The sequence below is a fragment of the Paenibacillus foliorum genome, assembly GCF_013141765.1.
In the GTDB taxonomy this organism is placed as follows: domain Bacteria; phylum Bacillota; class Bacilli; order Paenibacillales; family NBRC-103111; genus Paenibacillus_S; species Paenibacillus_S foliorum.
Genome location: NZ_WHOD01000052.1, coordinates 173,269 through 196,060 on the forward strand (window position 1 = coordinate 173,269; position 22,792 = coordinate 196,060).

Genomic DNA, 22,792 nt, shown 5'->3' on the forward strand with positions numbered 1-22,792 from the left:
TTGTTTCAATGAATACTAACTGGCATGTTGGGGCAACTTAGCCTGCTGCTTTCTCATCTATCCGTAAAAGCTGCCGATAAAGTTCCCGTTTACATCAAACTGCATTTCACTTAACTCCCCAACTACTTCAAGATGATCCAATCGGCGGATTTCAGGGAGTAAGGACTCCGAGATGAACAGATGCTCCAGGTGGAGAGTATTAGGGATATGCATGATACGTGCTTGCTCAGGAATGATGCCCCAACTGCAGCGCAGCGCCGTTCTTATAGCTTCACGATCGTTCTCGATAATAATCGGAATCATGGCACGATGAAGAAATGTGCTTGTAATGACGTTCTCATTTGTTTTATGAAAATCAATTTTGTCAAACAACCGTTTCGTCGTCAAATCGGCTAATCCAACTCCAAGCGCATTGCCTTGACATTCATCGCTCAGGTCCCCCGCGATCACGTATCCGATTCTGGGGAAGGCCGGCTCGTCTACACCGTTAATCCGCATTCTTCCGATAATGTTCGTATCCATACCGGTACCGCTGTAATTTTTCCCGATTTTATCGACATGCAGCACATCAAGCTCCTGCACGGGAAGCTTCGGCATCAGAGATGCAGAGAGCTTGAGCAGCTCCCGTTCCCGCTCCTCAATCAGCCGTGTCGGGATAGCCTCGATCACAGCCGTTTGTTCATAAGCATTTTCAACAATGCCGATACCGCATAAGATTTTCGCTTTCTCAAACACGACTCGCGACACTTCCGGCATGAAATCACGGATCCCTTGAATGCCATAATTGTGCAGCGCCAATGCTTGCTTATGCTTTCCAAGGCCGATAGCCGCCATCTTCATAATGCCGCTTTCGATTCCAATCGGAGATTTGAAGTCGGTATGCTGCTTCACCCTTCCGATCAGAATGATGCCGTCCCCTTCATGTGCATGACGGTCTATATAGACCGGGACTCCCCTCTCCGTCTCACCAATTTGCACCACTTCCATAGACGACAGAATCGGCGCTCCACAGTACGGCTCAGTCACACCCAAGCTTTCCAGCACCTTGGCTTGTCCTTCTGCGGTTGCTCCTCCGTGACTGCCCATAGCTGGAATGATATAAGGCTCCGCACCTATCGATTTCAACCTGCGAACAGTAGCCCTTATAATATCAGCAATGTTGGCGATGCCACGACTCCCTGCTGTCAGCGCAATCCTCCTTCCCGGAGTAATCCTCAACTCATGCTCAATCTGCGAAAGCTGTTTCGTTACTTCTCCTTCGATATCCTTAACTGCAGGGCCGGTAAAGCGCTGCTTCACCAACGCCATCTGTGGCAGTTTCATGTATGATCCTCCTTCCGGTCAACCCCATTAATTCCACAACAAGCTTCATCCCGCTCCAATTGCTGGATTCGGGATGAAGGACTTGCTATATTACTTACACGAACTTAGGCAGCCAATCGCCATGAGCTTCAATAAGTTCATCACACATAGCCACAATATCATCGATAGATAGCTCTGCTGCCGTATGAGGGTCAAGCATCGCTGCATGATAAATATGCTCTTTTTTGCCTGTAGCTGCAGCTTCCAGTGTTAACAGCTGAGTATTGATATTTGTGCGGTTCAATGCGGCCAACTGCTGAGGCAAATCCCCTACATACGTTGGTGTAATTCCGCTTGAATCTACCAAACAAGGAACTTCAACTATAGCTTCCTTAGGAAGATTCGTGATCAAACCGGTATTCATCACATTACCGCCAATTTTGAACGGCTTGTTTGTTTCCATAGCCTCAAACATATAAGATGCATATTCATGAGACCGCGTGTGCCCAAGACTTTTGTTATTGACCAGTTCATCCCGCATGGTTGCCCATCTTTTAATTTGACGTTCACAGCGACGCGGGTACTCATCCAATGGAATATTGAAGCGTTCAATTAATTCGGGATAGTTCTTTTTGATAAAGTAAGGGTGATATTCGGCATTATGCTCGGACGATTCCGTAACATAATAACCAAAGCGGAACATGAGTTCATAACGGACCATGTCATCATGCTGTTCTTTTTGTTTCTCACGGGCACGACGCTTTATTTCCGGATATATATCCACTCCGTCTTTTGTTGCTTCAAGCAACCACGCCATATGGTTTATGCCTGCAATTTTAGTTTGAACTCCTTCGCTTTCCATACCTAACGCCTCAAATAAAAATGGGATGCAGCGTTGAACACTATGGCACAAACCAACTGTTTTTACGCCCCCATATGTCGTCATTGCATTAGTCAGTACAGCCATTGGATTCGTATAGTTCAGGAACCATGCATCCGGGCATACTTCATTCATATCCTTGGCAAAATCCAGCATTACCGGGATGGTGCGAAGATTACGGAAAATGCCGCCTATTCCTAAGGTGTCCCCTATCGTTTGACGCAACCCGTACTTCTTAGGTATTTCAAAATCTGTAATGGTACAAGGATCATAGCCGCCTACTTGTATGGCATTAACCACATATTTCGCCCCACGGAGCGCTTCCCTCCGGTTGGTATATGCTTTTACAACGCAGGTGCTTCCGAGTGTAATCTTTAAATTATTTAACATATTTTCAGAATCTTTGAGACGCTCTTCATTGATATCGAATAATGCTAATTCAAAGCCTTGCAGCGCCGGAGTCATCATGCAGTCACCTAACACGTTTTTAGCAAATACAGAGCTACCCGCGCCCAGAAAAGTAATTTTTGACATTAAAGCTTGCCTCCCAATTATATCGCTTAAATTTAAAAACTTACTTCCTATTAGTACGTTAAAAGGGCCTTTTTGAACAACCTCTATTAAAATCCTGCTAATTTTATGGCCAGCCTCATCGCTTGTTCGATGGCACCGGGATCAGCGTTACCTTGACCTGCAATATCAAAAGCGGTACCGTGCGCAGGTGTCGTGATGACAACCGGAAGTCCACCGCTGACCGTAACTCCTTTATTAAAGCCTAACAATTTCATGCCGGTTTGAGCTTGGTCATGGTACATACTAACCAAACAATCGAAAGGCTTAGTTTTTAAGCGCAAGAAAATAGTATCAGCCGGATATGGACCCTCAACGTGAATTCCTTGCTCCTGCGCTTCATAAATCGCCGGTCTAATTGCGTCAATCTCCTCCGTGCCGAGCAGTCCTCCATCACCGGCATGGGGGTTAAGGGCAGCAACGGCAATTTTGGGATTGTCGTAGCCTACGTTGATTAAAGTATCGTGAGCAAAACGAATGATGCGGGCCACACGCTCTTTGGTAACCAGGCTGCTTACTTGCTTTATCGGTACATGGGAGGTAATCCTTGTTACCCAAAGATCGCCCATCACATTGATTTCACTAAATCCTTCTTTGCAATCAAGAAGCGATGCGAAAAAATGCAGCTCATCCTGAAAATGAAAGCCACCGCTATGCAAAGCTTCTTTATTGATAGGAGCGTAAACAACACCATCCAGCTTTTTCAGCTGTGCGAGCTTCAACACGTAGGTCAATGTTTCGCCGGTTGCTTGGCCGGATTCCGCCGATAATCGGCCCAGCTTATAAGCATCCGGCGACAAATTATGCAAATCAATGAAATACACCTGATCATCGCGTTCAGCTTCTTCGATGTTATCAATTTTTTGATAGGAAAGAGTTACTCCTGCTACAGACAGTCCTTGCTGGAAAACACGTTCATCGCCGACCAAAACCCAAGTTGCCATTTGACGAATTTCTTCGGATTGGAGAGTTTTGGCAACCAGCTCCGACCCGATGCCTGTTGCATCTCCCAATGTCAAACCCATTAACGGTTTCCTCTTCATGGTTTCAATTTCCCTTCTTTATATGTTCTTAGTATACAAATTGCAGGATTATCCTTTCACTGCCCCGGAAGTCATACCTTCAACGAAATATTTTTGCAAAAATAAATATAATGAAATGCTGGGAAGAGCAGCTAATAAAGAACCTGCGGCCACCCACCCGATATCCGAATTGTTCTCACCGAAAAATACGGATAAAGCAACCGTAATCGTTCTATATTCCAGCTTTTGAAGAAAAAATACCGAAAACTGATAATCATTCCAGATAGAAACACCATTCATAATAATAACCGTCGCTGTAATCGGCATTAAAACCGGCAAGATAATCCGAAAAAACAATCCTATCCTTGATGACCCGTCTATCATTGCAGCTTCGTCGAGCTCTCTTGGAATCGTGCTTATAAAACCTGTGAACAAAAAGATGGCCATAGAAAGATGAAAGGTAACATGAAGAATCACTATCCCTGTATACGTATTCATAGCTCCAATATCAACAAACATCTTATACAAAGGAACAAGGATGGTAAGTGGCGGAACGATAAGAGCACTTACAAAAAAACCGTACATCCATTTGTTTAGTGTAGTTCGATGTCGGGCAAGCGGAAAAGCTGCTGACGAGCCCAGAATCAATATCAGAACAAGGGAGAATACAGTAACAATAGCCGTATTCAGAAACGCTCTATCCAGTCCTGCCAGCTGCCATGCATTAGTGAAATTATCCCAAGAAAGATACCCCGGCATGACCCATTTCGAGCTATGATCCAATTCATCCTTAAACGAAGTAGTTATTAGCACATAAAAAGGAACAATATGCATAAGACCTATTAAAGCACCCAATAAAGTATATAGTGCCCCTGCACGCTTCATAACGAAATCTCCTTTTTACGCAAATAATACAAAGAGGATAAACCAATAATTGATATCATAAGAAACATAAAGTTACCTAATGCTGCAGCGTAGCCTGCATCTTGATGTGCGAAATATAATTGATAAATCATTGTAGATAAAGAAGCGGACGCATATCCCGGTCCCCCATTGGTTAATGCGGTTATAACATCAAACAGCTTCAATCCGCCGATCAAATTAAGGACAACATTAATAGTAATGGCCGGCGCAAGCAGCGGAAGGGTGATATTACGGAATCTAGAAAATCCCGAAGCACCATCCATCTCAGCCGCCTCGTAATACTCCTTGGATATAGATTGAAGTCCAGCCAAGAAAATGATCATAGCAACTCCTAGAAATTGATAGGTATTTACCAGAGTAATGATCCATACATTAAGCCCAGTGTCAGCAAGTAAATTGATCGGCTTATCGCGAAACAACAGGATAATATCGTTAAGAGCTCCCCCATTAAACTGAAAGAAAAAGTACCAGATATAACCCATAATGAGAGGACTTACGATAACCGGAAGATAAACAATAGTACGGATAATCGTCTTTCCCCGTATATAGCTGTTTAGCATAATAGCATAAGCCAACCCTATAATATTTTGCAGAATAGTGCTTCCAATTCCATAAATGAGTGTGTTAATAATGACCGTACCTATCCTATGGTCCGAAAGCATCCTTTTATAATTATCCCATCCAATATAACGATACAGCTGTGAGTAGCCATCCCAATTAGTAAAAGAGATCATGATTCCTTTAATAAATGGATAATAAATAAAAAGCACGAAAAGCAGTAATGCAGGCAAGTACATCAGATTCATTGAGGATGGAGAATTTCTCCAACGGCGCAAACGAATTTTGGCAGCTGTACTACTATCTATTTTACGTTCTAAAGTTTCCAGATATAATCTCTCCTTAATCAAGGCAAGAAATGAAGGGGTGAAACTTGGTTATTTTATCTCACCCCTGAATAAATGTTTTATTTATTATTTCGCAGTCGTTCTACTTCCCGCTTCATGGTTTCTGAATATTCTTTTGAAGTAATACGACCGGCAAGCAGCTCTGTACCGGATTTGGACATAACGCTCCACATTCCGTTTGGCAAATAAACTCGGTCGAAATATGGCAGCACTCTAGTATTCGCATATTTATCATAGTACTCGGTTAATTCGTGCTTCGACTCAATCCCTTTCAACCCGGACTGAAGCTTGGTTACATTGGCAATTTTGGACAAATTCTCGGGTTTAGCAAAGAACGCCATCAGCTTCTTAGCTTCCGGTATATTCTTAGAATCTTTCCATACTCCCAATGTGTTCCGTTCGCCACCGGAGAAACTCGGTTTATCACTGGCCGACATCGATGGAATTGGCATTAATCCGACTTTCATATCCGGCTTCAATTTATTAACGGCATCCACGAATGATGGACCCAACAAGGCAAATGCTACTTTGTCAGCAGCAAATACAGCTGGAAGTTCGCTTCGTTTCGCCGTTAAGAAATCTTCATTAATCAGTCCGCGATTTTTGATATCCAATAGCTTGTCTGGAAGTGTCGTCCATTTACTCCAATCAAAAGTATTCTTTAGAAGGTCTTCGGCCGAATTACTTGCAGGACTGATTAAAAGAGCGTTTGCAAAGTATCCAAAGTAGGTGCCAATCGTGCTTTCATCAATTCCAGAGAAGAAGAATGGCGTCGTTTTTCCACCGCTATCTTTTTTAATTTTCTCGGCGGCAGCTATTAGCTCATCGAAGGTTTGAGGCGGCTCCACGTTATACTTTTTGAGCATATCGACATTATACATAATGCCATCCTTGGCTTCACTGATCGGTAAGGCGTACACTTTGCCATTTTTGTCGGTTACGACATTTTTGATCGTATCGGTCAATTGCTTAACCCATGGCTCTTCTCTGAGATCCCCCAAGTATTCGCCATAACGGACTTGTGCCCATCCATGCGTATCAAAAATGTCGGGAAGATCATTAGCAGCCATCTTAACCTTCATGTTATTTTCATAGGCTGACCCAGGGAATTGAATATTCACACCGATTGTCGGGTTCTCTTTTATAAAATCATTAATAATTTGGCGATAAACATCCTGGACCGGTTGGTCTGGAACATTCATCATCATAGATAAAGTTTTCTTGGGACTGCTGCTATTACTACTATTGCTATTATTGGTACTGCTTTCCTTTCCGCTTGAAGGTTCAGCAGACGGTTTTTCGGGACGCTGGGAACAACCGCTTGCAGCTAAAGCTGATGCCAGAATTAACGCCACAGATACTTTCCATTTTGTAGACATATACCCACCTCTTATTTTTGTTTTGTACTTCACGCCTAAATCTTATCACGCTTGTAAGTGTTTACATATGTAGTAAATCTATGATTTCAGGCGCTCATATTTATGGTTGCAACCCTTTACAATTTACAGTATAATCGACCACAAAATTAAAACTGCTGGGGGTAGTCTTGCCTGAATAAGCCAAACATCTCGATTCGTGTGAAACTAATTATGCTCTATTCGTTAACTATACTGCTCCCTGTTATCATTATCGCTTTTGTTATGCCTTCCTATTATGTCAAAATAATTACCGCAGAAACCGAAAAGCTTACAGATGCCACCCTAGTTGGCCTGTCCGAAAACATCCAAACGTATTTAGATGATTTGGAACGGGTAACCGTGTCTCCTTACACCAACAACGAGGTTATGAACTCTCTCAAGCAAAAGGCTAGGGGCTTGAATACTCAAATTGATAATTATTCAAAGTATAAAGCCGACTACACATTGTACCACACTCTTCCAAGCTTGCTAGTTAATTTACGGAAGGATATATTAGGCACGCTGCTAGTGGCTATTGATGGTTCTGTCTACTATAATGATAGCAGCTCACAACTAACTGAACCTCGTAATGATTATCCCTATACGGAACAAAATTGGTATCGTGAAGCCGTCACAGCTAACGGAAGAGTATCGTTTGTTGATGTCCATCCGCAAGATTATTTAAAGCTGCCCTCAGTTCCTGAGGTATTCTCCGTAGCACGTTTAATAAAAGATCCGGATTCCAAACAGCCTCTCGCCATAATTATGGCTGATGCGGATACAATCATTCTGGATAGAATCGTAAGGCAAGTTTCGGTTAATGTAAACTCTATTGTTACCATCACGGACAAGGATCAGAGGTTGATTTACTCTAATACACACCTATCTCAGGAAGATTTGAAGCAATTTCTGAAAAGCCCGACCCATATCGATTATAATAAGCAATCCTATGTAGCGGTTTCAAGGGAAATACCTACCAGCTCCTGGAGAATTACAATTTGGTTATCTAAAGCAGAGCTTGCCTCCAAGGTCCATTGGATGCGCCTGACAGGGGCGGTTTTTGCAGCAGGTGGAGTTGTGCTTGCCTTCTTCTTATTTTTTGCTTATTCCAGAACCCTATTAACACCATTCAAAGAAATGATCGGTGTTATGCGCCAAGTGCAGCTGGGAAATATGAACAAACGGTTTTCCGTTCGAGGTCAAGATGAGATTGCTCAGCTGGGAAATGTTTTAAACCGAATGATCAGTCAATTGGATGAATTAATTACAAATGAGTATCTTACCAAGCTAAAGCTAAGAAATGCTGAATTTCGCGCGCTGCAATCACAAATTCATCCTCATTTTCTTTATAATACGTTAAATGCATTTGTAAGTTTAAACCGCAAAGGTGAGCATGCGCTTCTGGAACGTGCGATATTATCTCTAAGTGGAATGCTTCGTTACTTCCTAACCACCCATGATACCTGCAGTTTAGAAGAGGAATTCTCCAGTATTCAAAAATACGGAGAACTTATGAGTATGCGCTTCAGTGATCGTCTAGAGATAACAATCACACTAGATCCCGCATTGGCATCTTTCCGTATTCCCAAGCTGTTGATTCAGCCCTTAGTCGAAAACGCTATCATTCATGGTGTTGAGCCTTGTGAGCAGCCTTGTAAGGTTGAGGTAAGCGCTGATAGGCTACCTAACATCAATGACAGGGAGTGTATGGTTATTCGCATTGCAGATAATGGGATAGGTTTTAATACCTTCGAGCAAATAGATGATCAGCATATTGGTTTAAGCAATGTAAAGGAAAGATTGGAGCTAGCTTTTCCGGATAATCACGAATTTCAACTGGAGAGTAGACTTGGACATGGTACTACCATAACTATCACAATATCTCTTAACAACGAGGAGCCAGCCTAATGAATATTGTTATTTCTGATGATGAACAATTGGCACGGGAAGCATTGTCAATTATCCTGTTGGAGATATGCCCGGATTTGCATATCTATGAAGCACGTAATGGTAGGGAGCTTATAGAAGTTGTTGAACGAATCCAGCCTGAGGCTGCTTTTGTGGACATTAGAATGCCTGGCAAATCAGGCTTGGAAGCCATCGAGGAAGCAGCCCCGTTAGCACCTGGTACTCAATGGATTATAGTGACAGGATTTGCAGACTTTCAGTATGCTAAAGAGGCGCTTAGACTAAGGGCAATCGAGTATTTGCTAAAGCCGGTTGATATTCAGGATATACGAGTATTACTAACAAAAATACAGCAAACTGCTTTCCTGCAAATCAATGAGAAAAACAAGCTATTTGAGTCGGACATGCTGTCCTTATTTCACGGTCTAATCCGCAACTGGGAAGAAGGGGAGACGGAAACCAAGCAATCCTCCCGGATTCGATGTCAGATTATCTACATGGATAGCTGGTATTCTGAAACGGAAAAATCAGCAGCAATCAAGCTGTTTTTCAATGCCATTCGGACTTTGATGCTCGGGCATTATCACAAGGATTTAGAGCTGGCCACGTTAATTTTGCCAAATGGAGATTGGGCTGTGGTGGGGAGATATACATCCTCGCAGGGTGCAGAGCAATTGAATGAAATATTCTCTTCTCACTCAGAGCTTGTACAAAGGGTTGAAGAACCAGGCTTAGCATTCACACTGGTAGTATCTGATGAATGTGACACTTATACATCCCTACTAGACGAAGTGACGAAACTCCATAGAAATTCCCATTTTCGCTGTTCATTAGGAATTTCCCATAGTTGGACTAAAAAGGATTTATCAGAAGCTGAATCGCATCCAATTATTTCTCAGCAATGCCACACTTTAATCAAGGCAGTAGAGGAATACCACAAAGGACATTATGTAGGGTATATGGATACTATTGAGCAATTTATTAAAATTTATCTTGCGCATAGCGACTCATTAATAGAAATTACACCGGCCTTTTCGCGGTTTCTCAATTGCTCTATCAATGCGCCCTTAATGGCTCCAGCTGAGGAAGAGGATTGGTTACAGTCTCTTAAAAGAGTTGGAGAAAATCTGCTGGACAAAAAAATAAGGCAAATAGACAACAAAACTGACTTAGTAACAAAGACCATTGCTTATATAGAAAATCACTATTCGGGAGATATAACATTAGGTCGTGTTGCTGAACAATTTACAGTGACTCCAAATCATTTAAGCAGTCTATTTCATAAACGAACTGGAACCACATTTATGCAATATGTCACCAAGCTCAGGATGCTGAAAGCGAAGGAGCTGCTGTCTGATCCGACGATACAGGTACAGCAAGCCGCTGAACAGGTTGGCTACTTTAGTTCGAGACATTTCACCAAGCTGTTTAAAGAGTTTTTTGAATGCTACCCTTCCGAATACAAGAAACAGATACAGATGAAGGAATAACGTTTACGGTTGTGGTGCAAAAATTTAAAAGCCGGCTTCTCCCCATTAAAGGTTAAGAAACCAGCTTTAGACATTTCGTATAATGATCTCAAATGAAGAGAATAACCCGACATCAACACTAGCGACTATAAAGCAATTAGGCCCTATTTGCCCTAGATGGGTAAACAATAACTCCTTTGGTCACATTCATTTCAGCATAATTGCCCATAATTTGTGGCACTTCGTCGAGCGAAAATCGATGGCTGATCAGCGGTTCAACCTTGACAAGCTGTTGATCGATAAGTGCGATCGCCTCCTCATGGGTATGTGGATTAATAAAGGAACCCATTAGACGAAGCTCCTTGGTGAAAATGGCAAAAGGCGAAACCTGGATTTGTGTCGACGGGTTGGCGACACCAAACAGCAGCACCTGTCCGCCTTTGCTGGCAGCATCAATCGCCAGTTCCATCGATTCCTTCCGCCCCACACATTCGATCACTATATCGAATCCAGCCCTTAACCGCTCCACAATCAAAGCAGTTGGTTGCACGACCTCATCAGCGCCCAAAGCAAGCAGCGCTTCATGCTTCTCGATAGCAGGCTCGCTAACCACAATTCTTGCCACGCCTTGCATTTTCACCAATTGCAGAAACAATTGCCCAATAAATCCTCCGCCAATCAGCAATACCGTATGAATCGGGCGGATATTCACTTTTTTGAAGCCATGCAGCACACAGCCAAGTGGCTCAACCAAAGCACCCTCGGCAAAGCTCAGTGAATCTGGCAGCAGGTAACAATTCGCGGCCGGAACGACGCAACTTTCACCCATCCCCCCATCACGAGTTACGCCAACTGCTTGGAGATTGTCGCATAGATGAGGCTGGCCATTACGACAGTATCGGCAACCCCCACAATAGATATTGGGGTCTATGGATACGCGATCACCTATTTGGAGCTGCTGCACATGCTCCCCACATTCAGTTACAACGCCAGCCAGCTCGTGGCCGAGTACAATGGGAGGGGTTACGGCTGCCGAACCCGGATTCCCGTGATATATGTGCTGATCTGTGCCACAGATCCCACAGCCATTGACTTGAATCCTCACTTCATTTGGCTTAAGCCCTGCCGACTCCCATTCCAGAATTTCAATCTGATGGGGTGCTTTTAATACGGCTGCCTTCATAACTCAACTCCTTAATATGTGTCGTAACCGCTTTATCTGTTATCTTTGCAATTGTATATTTTTCAATGGATTTGAAGCACCTGCACTGCCGTTTCTTCCGTTGTAATAAGCACATTCAGCTGCTTTCCCTTAAGAGCGCCACATAGCGCTGGCACTTTAGTAGTGCCCTGTGCAACACAAATCCGCAGCTCAATATTCATAAGATCTTCCCTCGTTGCACCAACAACCCTTTCGCTGATACGCGGAATTGAAAACTTGCCCTGTTTGTCGAAGCTATGAAAAAGAATCTCGCCTACACTGGCTTCACTTAATTCCTCGAAAGTCAAACCGGCTACCAGATTTAAAGCCAGCAATGTAGCATCCTCACCCGCGTGTCCAATCCCGAACACGATCGTTTCCAGTTTACGGATTTCATTCATAATCTCTTGTACACTCGGCTCCTGCATAAAGCTGTGTTTGCCTTCAACACTTCCGGCTATGGCAGGCGCTGGGAACAGCTGCGCTTTACCCCGTAGCGCTTGGGCCCACATCTGAATGATAGAGGAGGCAGGAATCTGATCTTCTCTGGCACCGAAGCCTCCTATCAGCTGGACAATTTTTAGACCCGGGCGTGAATCGCACAGATGCAAATGGGTACCGATGGCATTGAGCGTCCTCCCCCACCCGAGCCCTATAGCCCCGTGTGAAGGCAATACCGAATCCAAATATTGAGTGGCTAATGCTTCAAAGGGATTGGCGCTTTGATCGCCTCGAAATACTACACAATCCTTCAAGCCGTAAAGCTTAGTAAGCTTATACTCCAACGAAGCATGGCGGCTGTTGTCCAAATCAGAGCGGATCTGAATCTGTACGATTCCTCTTTCCCTTGCCTCGTTTAAAAACCTAGAGACGGAAGATCTGCCGATATTTAGCTGGACTGAGATTTCCTGCTGACTCATTCCGAGCACATAGTACATGCGTGCGATTCTCTCAAGAAAGCTTTCTTTAGAAGAATGCTCGTTTTTACTAGTTCCACTCATTTTATTGTGTCGTCTCCAATTCGCAGAATATTTTTCAATATCCATCTATTTATATCCTAAGGCAGCCGTTCAAACAAACGTCCGAATTTGCACATTTGCTCAATTATATCATTAGTCTACCATCTTAACACAACGATTTCAACTCTGTGCTAACCTAGCGTTCATAGTGCAGCGGAGAGTGCTTTATGGTGCCACCCCCTACATATCGCGATGACGAAGACAGGCGTATGATATTCCAGCCGTTGTCCCAAAGGTTAAATTTACGAGACTTCACAATGCCTGCTGCTCCTCCAATTCGGACCATCCATCGAAATTTCCAATCCACCTTGCCAGCAATCTAGCAATTCCTTGCAATCATCGATTCGGTTTAAATAGGGCAGTAGATTTATAAAAACAGCCAAAGGGGAAGCCTCCTAAGTTCTCAAGGATAAATACTTTTGAATGATAAGTGCATGTATAGGATGTCCTTCAGGAATACCCGTGATTTGGGCTGCTACTTGATGAATCCCTCTCGATTTAATAGCCTCTTGCAGTTCAACGGCCTCCGCATCTTCTTGATAATCAAACAACAGAGCCGCTGCCATTGCCAAGGCCAAATATTTCGGTTCTATGCCAAGATCAAAACCCTGTAGGGCAGGATACACGAGCCGATCGTTTGGTGAAAGCTTCCGTATCGGTGAACGTGCTACACGGACAACTTCATCACTTAAATAAGGATTGCGAAAACGATCAAGAATCTTACGAATATATTGTGAATGCTCCTCGGGATTAAAGCCATGACTTCTAATAAGAATCGATCCCGTTTCCTCCAAAATATGTTGTACCTGCAAGGAGATGGCGGGATTCTCCATCGATTCTAGAATCGTGTCATGACCACTAAGATAGCCTAAATAAGCGATACAGCTATGTCCCGTATTCACTGTAAACAGTTTCCGTTGTATATAGGGCTCCAATTGATCCACATAATGAACTCCAGCGATTTCTGCGACTCCTGGGAGCAGCCCGGAACGGTCGACCAGCCACTCATAAAAAGGTTCCACGATGACCATCAACGGATCTTCATGGTGTTGGATGGGTACGATCCGATCTACAGCCGCATTCGGAAAGGATACGAGTTGATTCGCCTTATTGCGTATATCTTGACTTAAATGCGTATATACATAATCCTTTAGCTGAGAGCTCCCATCTATCGTATTCTCACAAGCAATAATCTGTAAAGGAGCTGAGGAACGAGACATTCTTTTCTCAATTCCTTTGGCGATTCCTATGGACACCGTATCCAATAATGCCAATCCGACTGCCGTCGTGACCAGCTCCGAACTTGCAATGGCTTCGGCTACTTGCTCAAGATCTTTACCGTTTATGGCGGAAACACCACTCACAAGCGTAGTATCATGGAAGCTGTTGGCCAGTGAAACAGTATAGGCACCTTTTTGCTGAAGCAGCTTTACCAACGGTTCATTGACATCAACAAAGCACACCTCATATCCGGCTTGGGATAATAGCAGCCCGATGAAGCCTCTGCCGATGTTTCCCGCCCCGATGTGAACCGCCTTCATAATTCCATCCCTCTTGTGAAAATAGCAAGCATCTTTTGCATCGATAAGATATTCATGTGACAACCTTTCCTGTTACATGTTAGTTTAAAAGAAATTGAGTATTGACAAGTTATAAATGGGCGCACTGAAACAAGCCGACTCTTATTGAACCATTGTCAGCCTATGTTAATTTTTATAGGTACCCTAAGCACGTTCTACTTGTTGGTTCGGCTCGTTCATTGAATTACGGCCGGATTCTATATAGAGTTCGGGCAGGATCGATCCTTACATTGCGCTCATTAACAAACTCGGTAAATCCGTAAATAGACAAAAGCATAATTGTAGCAGATCCCAGACAAACCAGAATGTGAGTACGAAAGCCAGCGGCATGGTTATTCCACTCCCTTTCCATGCCGACCAACCCTCCTAAACCTGCGGCAAGAACCATTCTGAGAAGCAGCTCCCAATGTGTGATGTACCATATTTGTGAAATGTTGCTCACGAATTGCACTTCCTTGTATGTGACTCGAATGGATGAAGACATCTTATTGATTTACATACATCACTTTCACTGTAAACTCGCTTCGATCCCGCAGCATCTTCAATGCATCGCCGAGTTCTTCAATTTTTACACGATGCGTAATGAGAGGATCAAGCCGAAGCTTTCCAGAGGCGATAAAGCTAAGAACAAGCTGCCACTCGTTAATCGGCAAACTCGCATAATAAGAGTTCCAGGTACCAATAAGCGTAAGATTCTTACGCAGGATTTCCCAATAGCCCTTCTGTGTCAATAGCATATCGCCAGCGGGATTGCCCATAAGAACAATTTTGCCGAATAGACGAGTCGTATGCATCGCATTCTCAAAGGATATGGAGCTGCCTGCACCCTCTATCGTCATGTCTGCCCCCCGGCCATTCGTTTGCTGATGAACCCAGGCTACTACGTCAGTCTTAGCAGCGTTACAAGTATTCATAATGCCCAGACCCCGTGCAAATTGCAGTCTATCTTCATCTACATCGACCAGTAATATACAGCCTGCACCCCAGATATCAGCCAACATAGCAATCATAATACCGATTGGCCCAGCGCCATAAATAAGCACATTATCACCGAGACCGACACCGGCTTGCCGAAGGGTGTGCATGGCCACGGCTGCAGGCTCAACCATAGCCGCTTCCTCATAAGACACACCTTCGGGCATTAGCAGCAGGTTCCACAAGGGTACTGCGATATATTCCGCAAAAGCCCCGTCGCATCGCGAGCCCATGTAATTGTAATTTTCACATGAAGCGAACTCGCCTATCTCACATGCACTGCAGCTGCGGCAAGGCATCAACGGAAACACCGCAGCTCCACGGCCGATAAGCGATTTATCGCCGCCTTCAGCTACTTCTACGATTTCCCCCGAAAATTCATGCCCTGGTACCGTTGGGAACGAGTAAGTCCCTTTCGTAAAAACCCGGGGGATGTCAGAGCCACAGATGCCACATGCCCGCACCTTCAAGAGAACCTCCCCTGTAGCGGGAATCGGCTTTTCCCTCGTCTCCAGCCGAATATCCCCGATAGCATGCAAAGGCCAAGCTTTCATCTTCATCTTTCCTTTCTGACAAGCTAATTACGACTGCCCATTTGCTGCCGAATGCTCATTGCAGGCTGTGGATCATTGCAGGTTAGCAAGGTAACACCGCAGCCCAATGCATAATAAACCTGTTTTTCATTGTCCGTACAATAGCACCCGACAACGAGACCCCTATTCTGAAATTCATCAACTAATGCAGGAGTTAACAGCTTCATACTAATGCCAACTGACCACATCTTCGAATAGGTGCCGTCTTTACCCGCAACAAAGTTTGACATGCTTTCTTCAGGAAAGCCCTGTGTCTTTAGGCTGTACGTGTCGTGGATATAAGTAATGATCTCCGCGTCAAAGCAAGTAAATACACAACGTGAAAGGTAGCCATATTCCTTTAACTTAATGATCGCTAAATCCGCAATCTCCTTGGCATGAACACTCGGTTTAATTTCTACATTCAACAAAGTATCGGGGTAAGCTGCAAGCAGTTCGCAAAGCTCATCAAGGGTTGGTATTTGGAGTCCTTCAAACGCTTTACCGAACCATCCTCCTGCATCTAATTGCTTGAGCTCGGCCAGGGTAAAGTCACTTACTTTACCCTTGCCATTGGTTGTACGCTTCAATGTTTCATCGTGGATAACCATGATTACCTTATCCTTGGAAAAACGAAGGTCAAACTCAAGAACATCTACCCCCATTTCCAATGACTTTTGAAACGCAAGAAGCGTGTTCTCCGGATAGGCCACTTTAAATCCTCTATGCCCGACTACCATAATGGAACGATTATTTTTAAGACGCTCTAACATGATGGCTGCATTCCTTCCTTGTATAGTCATGTTATACAGCTTAGATCTGGAAAGTGTACTTACTTTTTCAAAAGCTTTTCAGCTGCTGTTTTGAAAGTAGTCAGAGTGGCCTGAATATCTTTGTTGTCATACATGATGGCTTGCATAGCAGAGCGGAATTCTTGTATAATTGGCGTCCATGCCAAATGCTTATTCGTGTCAATGCCATATTGAAGCTGATCATACGCTACCTGACGATTCGGTTCTTTTGCATACAACTCTTTAATTTCTTTGGACTCTACCATTTTCTTCGTGAAAGGCAGGTAACCCGTATCAATAATGAACTGCTGTCCACCCTGAGGATCAGTCATCAACCAGTTCATAAACTCCCATGCAGCATCTTTGTTTTTGGAAGAGGCAAACATGGCAACGTTCGCTCCACCGGTTGGATTTGCAAACACTTCATTTTTAGGTAGGAAGGCGGTCTTATAATCAAATTTCACATTTTTTTGAAATCCTCCAATAGTACCAGTTGATTCAAACAAAATGCCGATTTTCCCTTCAGTGAACATCTGTTTAACGATATTTCCTGAATCCTGGGTCGGCGGGTAGAACAAAGCTCCCGTGCTCTGAAGGTTCTTTAGGTAACTAAATACTTTGAGCCCTACTCCGCTGTCAATAAAGCCCATCGCAGTGCCCTCTTCATTAAAGAATCTTCCTTTGGACTGTGTAATCATCGCTTGAAGATACCAATCATCAAACGGCATGGATAGACCTTGGCGTTTATAGCCACTGCCCTCTTTAATGACGAGTGCATTGCTAACAGTTTTCAGTTCCTCCCAAGTAGTAGGAATTTTGAGTCCCATTTCATCCAGCATCGTTTTGTTTACATGCATGATCGGAGTGGAACGGTTGAAAGGCAATGTGACCAATTTTTTATTGAAAGTAGAGTGACCCATCAGTCCTTGAACAAAGCCATCCGTGCTTAAATTCGATTTCTTCAGATACGGTGTCAGATCTTCCAGCACGTCTGCATCTGCAAACAGCTGTACAAAAGAACGCTCTAGCATGGTAACATCCGGTGCTGAACCAGCTGCAGCTGCCTGTTGAAGCTTAGTAACCACTTCATCGTATGATCCCTGGAAGGTTCCAACAACTTCAATATTGGGATGGGAGCCATTAAAACGTTTGATCATCGCATCTGTAAATTCGCCGTTTGCCCCTCCCATAGAGTGCCAATACTGAATCGTAGTCTTGCCAGCCTTTGCTTGCGTTGCCGCTGGTGCTGAAGAGGTTCCCGCAGCTCCGCCAGTACCGGTTGTTTGTGGTGCAGAGCTGCAGCCCGCAAGTATACCAAGCAGCATCGTTGACGTCATAATCATAGTCACATTTTTGTTCATTTTTTTCTTCCTCCCTTTTTTTGTGTTCACTTTATTCATAAGGGATCAAATTATTATTTAATCCCGGAATAAACAAATGCCTTAACAATCTGTTTGGAACAAATCAGGTAAACGATCAGAATAGGGACCACCAAAACGACGTTACCCGCCATAATAATGTGCCAGTTACTGATGCCTTCCGTCTCTCTAAGCATGGCAATTCCGAGCGTCAGCGGGCGAACCGGGTTTGAATCTGTCATAACAAGCGGCCAGAAATAATCATTCCAATGACTCACAAAGCTGAATAGCGCGATCGTTGCCAGTGCAGGCATAGACATCGGTATCATGATTTTCCAAATAATCTTGAACTCACCGGCATTGTCCAATTTGGCCGATTCTATAATTTCTTCAGGAATCTGCATGAAATATTGGCGTAAAAGGAAGATACCAAATGCATTGGACATGAAAGGAATAATTTGCGGCAATAAGGTTTTGATCATTCCCCAATCAGCTAGCATCAGATAAACAGGGATGAAGGTTACTTGACCAGGAATCATAAATGCCAGAAGTACCATAGCAAATAAAAATTCTTTCCCTACAAACTTATATTTGGCAAAAGCATAGGCAGCCGGTATCATCACAGCAAATTGCAAAACAATAATGGAAAGCGTGACGATAACCGAGTTTTTGGCGTAGGTCAGGAAGGGACCTGCACTCATCGCAGTCACAAAATTATTCCATTGAGGTATTGAAGGAATCATAGTAGGAGGTATTGTCATCGTCTCCTGTAAGGTCTGCAGCGATGTGGAAATCATCCATAAGAATGGAAAAACAAAAATTGCGAGAGCTATTATTTTAAGTAAAGTATTTAGTGTCGACCACAGGTGCTTAAGTTCAAATGTCATGAATCGTCAAACCCCCTTTCTCTGGGTAATCCAGGTCTTATTGATAATGAACCTTTTTAGAAAGCAAACGGAAGTAGATAAATGTAAGAATTCCAATAATAGCCATCAATACAACTCCCGTTGCAGAAGCGAAGCCAATATTCGTGGTTCTAAAGCTATAAATATAATAAACAAGTGTATTGGTTGCATTATTGGGACCTCCGCCTGTCATGATTCTGACAGTATCAAAAACCTTAAAGGAACCAATCGTCATAATGATTAGGATGAAAAACAGCTGTGGTGAAATTAAGGGTAACGTTATTTTATAAAACACTTTGAACTTTTTCGCATTATCCAGTTCAGCTGCCTCATAGATGCTTGGCGGTATGCTTTGGAGAGCAGCCACTATGATCAAGGTATAATAACCTACACTGTGCCATACGGATACAATAATGACAGAAATCATAGCCGTCTTGGAGCTCTGCAGCCATTGAGAGGGCGGTAGACCAAGAGCCTTTAAACCAAAGTTGAGCAGACCCAGGTTGGGCTCCATCAGCCAGAGCCACACAAGAGCAATAGATACAATCGAGATGATATGCGGTGTGAATAAGCCAGCTTGCACAATGCTGTTAAACTTGCTCTGTTTACTAAGCCATATAGCAAACAGCAGAGAGATAACCATTGTCAATATAACAACACCAATGGTATAAACAAACGTATTGCCCAGTGCTTTATAGAAATCTTCACGCATAAAGACCTCTTTGTAATTATCTAATCCAATGAATGTGCTTTTGGCTTTATTCATCAGGTTATATTTAAAAAAGCTTAAATAAATCAAATACAGCATCGGGTAAATAACAAAGGTAAAAATACCAATCATGGCGGGTAACACCATGAGATAAGGACGAAGCCGACTCAAAATTGGTTTTTTATCCATACGCTCAACCTCTTCTCAAAGCTTCTAAGTAGTTATTGAAGCGTCCATCTGCCTCACCAATGCGATTTCCATTTGCCTCAAAGAAAAACATTTTATTGGCAGCGACTTCTACATATACATCTTGGTCCACGATGAAATTATCCTCGATACACTTAATCATATAAGAGCTGTTTTTGTATTTCACTTGATAGACCGTCTCAGACCCGAGCATTTCCCTGGTGGCAATAACTCCACGGATGGAAAAGTGCATTCCGGTTGGTTCATTGGATAAAACTGCACTTTCCGGGCGAAATCCGAACTTGATTCCATCTACACCCAAGTCATCTATATTCATCGGCGGAACTCCGATAAACTCCGCAGCAAACTTGTTGCTCGGCTCCCGATACATGATCTCCGGCGGTGCTTCCTGTTGAATAAGCCCTTTATTCATCAAGACGATCGTATCGGCCATCGACATAGCTTCTACTTGGTCATGAGTTACATAAACAAAAGTGGTGCCCAGCTTTTTATGCAGCTCGATGAGCTCAATGCGCATCTGTACCCGGAGTTTGGCATCCAAATTGGACAACGGCTCATCCATCAGAAATACCGAAGGCTGTTTGACCATAGCGCGGGCCAGCGCGACACGCTGACGTTGACCGCCGGATAGTGTGGATGGTTTCCGATCCAGATATTCGGACAATCCAACCGTAGCGCTGATCGATTCCACCAAGCGAGTCCGTTCTTCTTTGGGAACTTTGTTATTTTTCAAACCGAATTCAATGTTCTCCCTTACCGACATCGTCGGGTAGATCGCATAGTTTTGGAACACCATGGCTACTCCTCTTTGACCAGGCGGAATCTTCGTTACATCCTTGCCATTAATCAGCACTTGACCTGACGTCTGGGGGTCGATTCCCGCAATCATCCTAAGAAGTGTCGTCTTCCCGCAGCCTGACGGACCCACCAGAACGGTAAACTTGCCATCTTCAATCTTTAAATCCAAGTCTTTAATAACATCATGCTTATCAAATGACTTCGTAACCTTCACAAACTCTATAGATGCCAATTCGACTCCTCCTAATTGTAGTAAAATTTCAGTTATTATTGCTTCTCTCTACGTCCTCTCTGATAGGATAAACCATCACCTTGATACTTTTATCCTTTTGTGTTGTCGCTACATCAATTGCCTTCTGAATATCTTCAAGAGCAAACTTATGCGTGATGGTATGGCGCAAATCGATATCACTATTTTTCAGCGCTTGAATGGCAGCGGGATACGTGTTTGCATACCGGAACACACCGTAAACATCCAATTCCGAATCGATTAAGAGATTCATGTCCATTGGAATTTGCTCAGCTGTTGGTAAGCCTATATACACAATGCGCCCTCCTCGGTTAACTAAGCGGATGGTATCAGAGATAGCTTGGGTATTTCCTGACGATTCGATGATGACATCAATGCCATCGCCCCCTGTGAGAAGTGAAAGCTGCTCGGACATATTGCCTTCCAACGGATTAATGACAGCAGTTGCACCAAGCTTGAGAGCCATTTCCCTCCGAAACGGCACAATGTCGGAAGCAATGATCTCTGTAACGCCGAACAGTTTCGCAGCTTGAATGCCCAATAAACCAATTGGGCCTAACCCAAGTATCAAGACCCGATCGGATGGACCCACCCTACCTCTCTTCATTGCATGGAAGCCGACTGATAACGGTTCCAGAAGAGCTCCTTCCTCATAACTCATTCCTTCCGGAAGTTTGAACAAAAAATCGCTGCGGATGGCAACATATTCAGCCCAAGCTCCGTCAACTGGAGGCGTAGCCATGAATATAACCTCCGGACATAGGTTATATCGCCCTGACTTGCAATAATTACAGCGTCCACAGGTTACACCAGGCTCAACAGCTACCCGGTCGCCAATAGTGACATTCGTTACCTTATCACCGATCTGGATCACTTCTCCTGCAAGTTCATGACCTAAAATAATAGGTCTATCTACTACATACCTGCCGATCTTCCCATGCTCATAATAATGAATATCCGAACCACAAACACCGATACAATAAACCTTTATCAAAGCTTCGTACGGACCTGGAGCCGGTCTTTTCACTTCTTTAATAGCTATGGTCAGCGGCTTCTCTAAAACTGCGGCGTTCATCATAGTTTCACTCATATTCATACTCCTTTTACTGATTACTCCGGTAATGTTTTAAATTTCTTATAGCACAAAATTCATTGACTTCAGCCATTGTTGGAATACCGTCTTGAGCGTCTAATCTGGTTACCTTTAAAGCGCTTACAATAGTCGCAAATTTGGCAGCGCTTACAATGCTTTCGCCATCAGCTATCGCGCAAGCCAATGCCCCTGCAAATGAATCTCCTGCGGCTACAGTATCAACAGCCTTAACCTCGATTGCTTCAATATACTCCCATAGCCCGTTTGAGTATACAAGCGATCCCATCTCAGCCATTTTGATAATTGATTTGGATATTCCCACTCTTTTGTCCAAAAACCTTGCGGCATCTAGAGCCGATTGAACGTCGATAACATCAATCCCTGTTATGCATTTGGCTTCTTGACGGTTTGGAATGATGATGTCCGCATATTTCAATACATTCAATGTAATACCTTCTGCCGGTGCAGGATCCAAAATAACAGTCACCCCATACTCTCGGGCTTTTACCATTGCATGAATAGCAATCTCCTCAGGAATTTCCAATTGTACAAGAAGCACCTTGCTATTCTTAATCCATTCACTGCAGCCATCAACATCTATAGCATTTAACTCTTCATTCGCGCCCTTTACAACAATCATTGTATTCTGAGCGGACTCATCAATCGTTACGAGCACTGCCCCGGTTTTCTTAGACACAGACCTTTTAATAAAGCTAATATTCACAAGGTTGCCATCCATCGTTTCGATCAAAAGGTGGCCGAACTCGTCTATCCCAACACAACCTACGATTATAGCTTCCTTTCCCAATTTGGCACATGCCGTTGCTTGATTAGCTCCTTTTCCGCCAGGAGAAAAGCGGATTTCGTTGCCAAATATCGTATCGCCGCGACAAGGATAATGGTCTGTTAGAATCACAATATCCATATTGATGCTTCCGACTACAGTAATAGTCACAT

At 43.6% G+C, this 22,792-nt stretch carries 20 protein-coding genes and 1 pseudogene; 2 read left to right on the top strand and 19 right to left on the bottom strand.

Annotated features, from left to right (window positions below):
- Positions 1-57: 57 nt before the first annotated feature.
- The 6 genes from GC093_RS12685 to GC093_RS12710 all read right to left on the bottom strand — a co-directional run bounded on the left by GC093_RS12685 (position 58) and on the right by GC093_RS12710 (position 6,982).
- The gene (locus GC093_RS12685) at positions 58-1,323 is read right to left on the bottom strand and encodes a nickel pincer cofactor-dependent isomerase, group 22 (protein ID WP_171652238.1); all 1,266 of its coding nucleotides are present in this window, start codon (positions 1,321-1,323) and stop codon (positions 58-60) included.
- A gap of 94 nt (positions 1,324-1,417) precedes the next feature.
- The gene (locus GC093_RS12690) at positions 1,418-2,716 is read right to left on the bottom strand and encodes an alpha-glucosidase/alpha-galactosidase (RefSeq protein WP_171652239.1); all 1,299 of its coding nucleotides are present in this window, start codon (positions 2,714-2,716) and stop codon (positions 1,418-1,420) included.
- Positions 2,717-2,802: 86 nt separating this feature from the next.
- A complete protein-coding gene (locus tag GC093_RS12695; protein ID WP_171652240.1) occupies positions 2,803-3,777 on the bottom strand; it encodes a PdxA family dehydrogenase in 975 nt (324 codons plus the stop codon).
- Between the two features lie 66 nt (positions 3,778-3,843).
- Positions 3,844-4,659 carry a carbohydrate ABC transporter permease gene (locus GC093_RS12700; RefSeq protein WP_171652241.1) on the bottom strand — a complete coding sequence of 272 codons (816 nt, stop codon included), beginning with the start codon at positions 4,657-4,659 and terminating at the stop codon, positions 3,844-3,846.
- The gene (locus tag GC093_RS12705; RefSeq protein ID WP_376768648.1) at positions 4,656-5,585 is read right to left on the bottom strand and encodes a carbohydrate ABC transporter permease; all 930 of its coding nucleotides are present in this window, start codon (positions 5,583-5,585) and stop codon (positions 4,656-4,658) included. The genes GC093_RS12700 and GC093_RS12705 overlap by 4 nt, the downstream gene beginning before the upstream one ends.
- Before the next feature lie 77 nt (positions 5,586-5,662).
- Complete coding sequence (locus GC093_RS12710) at positions 5,663-6,982, bottom strand: ABC transporter substrate-binding protein (protein WP_171652243.1); 1,320 nt, start codon at positions 6,980-6,982, stop codon at positions 5,663-5,665.
- 198 nt (positions 6,983-7,180) lie between these two features.
- Between GC093_RS12710 and GC093_RS12715 the strand changes: the two genes are divergently transcribed.
- Both GC093_RS12715 and GC093_RS12720 read left to right on the top strand, forming a co-directional pair.
- Entirely contained in the window at positions 7,181-8,908 is a 1,728-nt protein-coding gene (locus GC093_RS12715; RefSeq protein WP_171652244.1) for a cache domain-containing sensor histidine kinase, read from the top strand.
- Positions 8,908-10,398, top strand: coding sequence for a response regulator transcription factor (locus GC093_RS12720; RefSeq protein WP_171652245.1), 1,491 nt, complete (start codon positions 8,908-8,910; stop codon positions 10,396-10,398). Before GC093_RS12715 ends, GC093_RS12720 begins: the two co-directional genes overlap by 1 nt.
- A gap of 136 nt (positions 10,399-10,534) precedes the next feature.
- Here the strand turns inward: GC093_RS12720 and GC093_RS12725 are convergent, their stop codons facing one another.
- From GC093_RS12725 to GC093_RS12785, 13 genes and pseudogenes are all read right to left on the bottom strand, one after another.
- Positions 10,535-11,560: a zinc-dependent alcohol dehydrogenase family protein gene (locus GC093_RS12725; protein WP_171652246.1), complete on the bottom strand. Its 1,026-nt coding sequence runs from the start codon at positions 11,558-11,560 to the stop codon at positions 10,535-10,537.
- A 62-nt stretch (positions 11,561-11,622) separates the two neighbouring features.
- Positions 11,623-12,624 (bottom strand): sugar-binding transcriptional regulator, encoded by a 1,002-nt coding sequence (locus GC093_RS12730; RefSeq protein WP_171652247.1) that lies wholly within the window; start codon positions 12,622-12,624, stop codon positions 11,623-11,625.
- 215 nt (positions 12,625-12,839) lie between these two features.
- Positions 12,840-12,980, bottom strand: a complete 141-nt coding sequence (locus GC093_RS12735; protein ID WP_216624611.1) for a hypothetical protein — start codon at positions 12,978-12,980, stop codon at positions 12,840-12,842.
- 12 nt (positions 12,981-12,992) lie between these two features.
- Positions 12,993-14,138, bottom strand: coding sequence for a mannitol-1-phosphate 5-dehydrogenase (locus GC093_RS12740; protein ID WP_171652248.1), 1,146 nt, complete (start codon positions 14,136-14,138; stop codon positions 12,993-12,995).
- A 247-nt stretch (positions 14,139-14,385) separates the two neighbouring features.
- Positions 14,386-14,565: pseudogene (locus GC093_RS12745) on the bottom strand (MgtC/SapB family protein); the annotation flags it as partial.
- A 97-nt stretch (positions 14,566-14,662) separates the two neighbouring features.
- Positions 14,663-15,706, bottom strand: a complete 1,044-nt coding sequence (locus GC093_RS12750) for a galactitol-1-phosphate 5-dehydrogenase (protein ID WP_171652249.1) — start codon at positions 15,704-15,706, stop codon at positions 14,663-14,665.
- A gap of 23 nt (positions 15,707-15,729) precedes the next feature.
- Complete coding sequence (locus tag GC093_RS12755; protein WP_246314140.1) at positions 15,730-16,527, bottom strand: glycerophosphodiester phosphodiesterase family protein; 798 nt, start codon at positions 16,525-16,527, stop codon at positions 15,730-15,732.
- 29 nt (positions 16,528-16,556) lie between these two features.
- Positions 16,557-17,876 carry an ABC transporter substrate-binding protein gene (locus tag GC093_RS12760; RefSeq protein WP_171652250.1) on the bottom strand — a complete coding sequence of 440 codons (1,320 nt, stop codon included), beginning with the start codon at positions 17,874-17,876 and terminating at the stop codon, positions 16,557-16,559.
- 53 nt (positions 17,877-17,929) lie between these two features.
- The gene (locus tag GC093_RS12765; RefSeq protein WP_171652251.1) at positions 17,930-18,760 is read right to left on the bottom strand and encodes a carbohydrate ABC transporter permease; all 831 of its coding nucleotides are present in this window, start codon (positions 18,758-18,760) and stop codon (positions 17,930-17,932) included.
- Positions 18,761-18,797: 37 nt separating this feature from the next.
- A complete protein-coding gene (locus GC093_RS12770; protein ID WP_171652252.1) occupies positions 18,798-19,676 on the bottom strand; it encodes a carbohydrate ABC transporter permease in 879 nt (292 codons plus the stop codon).
- Between the two features lie 4 nt (positions 19,677-19,680).
- Positions 19,681-20,724: an ABC transporter ATP-binding protein gene (locus tag GC093_RS12775; protein ID WP_171652253.1), complete on the bottom strand. Its 1,044-nt coding sequence runs from the start codon at positions 20,722-20,724 to the stop codon at positions 19,681-19,683.
- Positions 20,725-20,752: 28 nt separating this feature from the next.
- Positions 20,753-21,832, bottom strand: coding sequence for an NAD(P)-dependent alcohol dehydrogenase (locus tag GC093_RS12780; RefSeq protein WP_171652254.1), 1,080 nt, complete (start codon positions 21,830-21,832; stop codon positions 20,753-20,755).
- Between the two features lie 13 nt (positions 21,833-21,845).
- On the bottom strand, positions 21,846-22,790 hold the full coding sequence (locus GC093_RS12785; protein WP_171652255.1) for a ribokinase: 945 nt from the start codon (positions 22,788-22,790) through the stop codon (positions 21,846-21,848).
- Between the last annotated feature and the right edge of the window lie 2 nt (positions 22,791-22,792).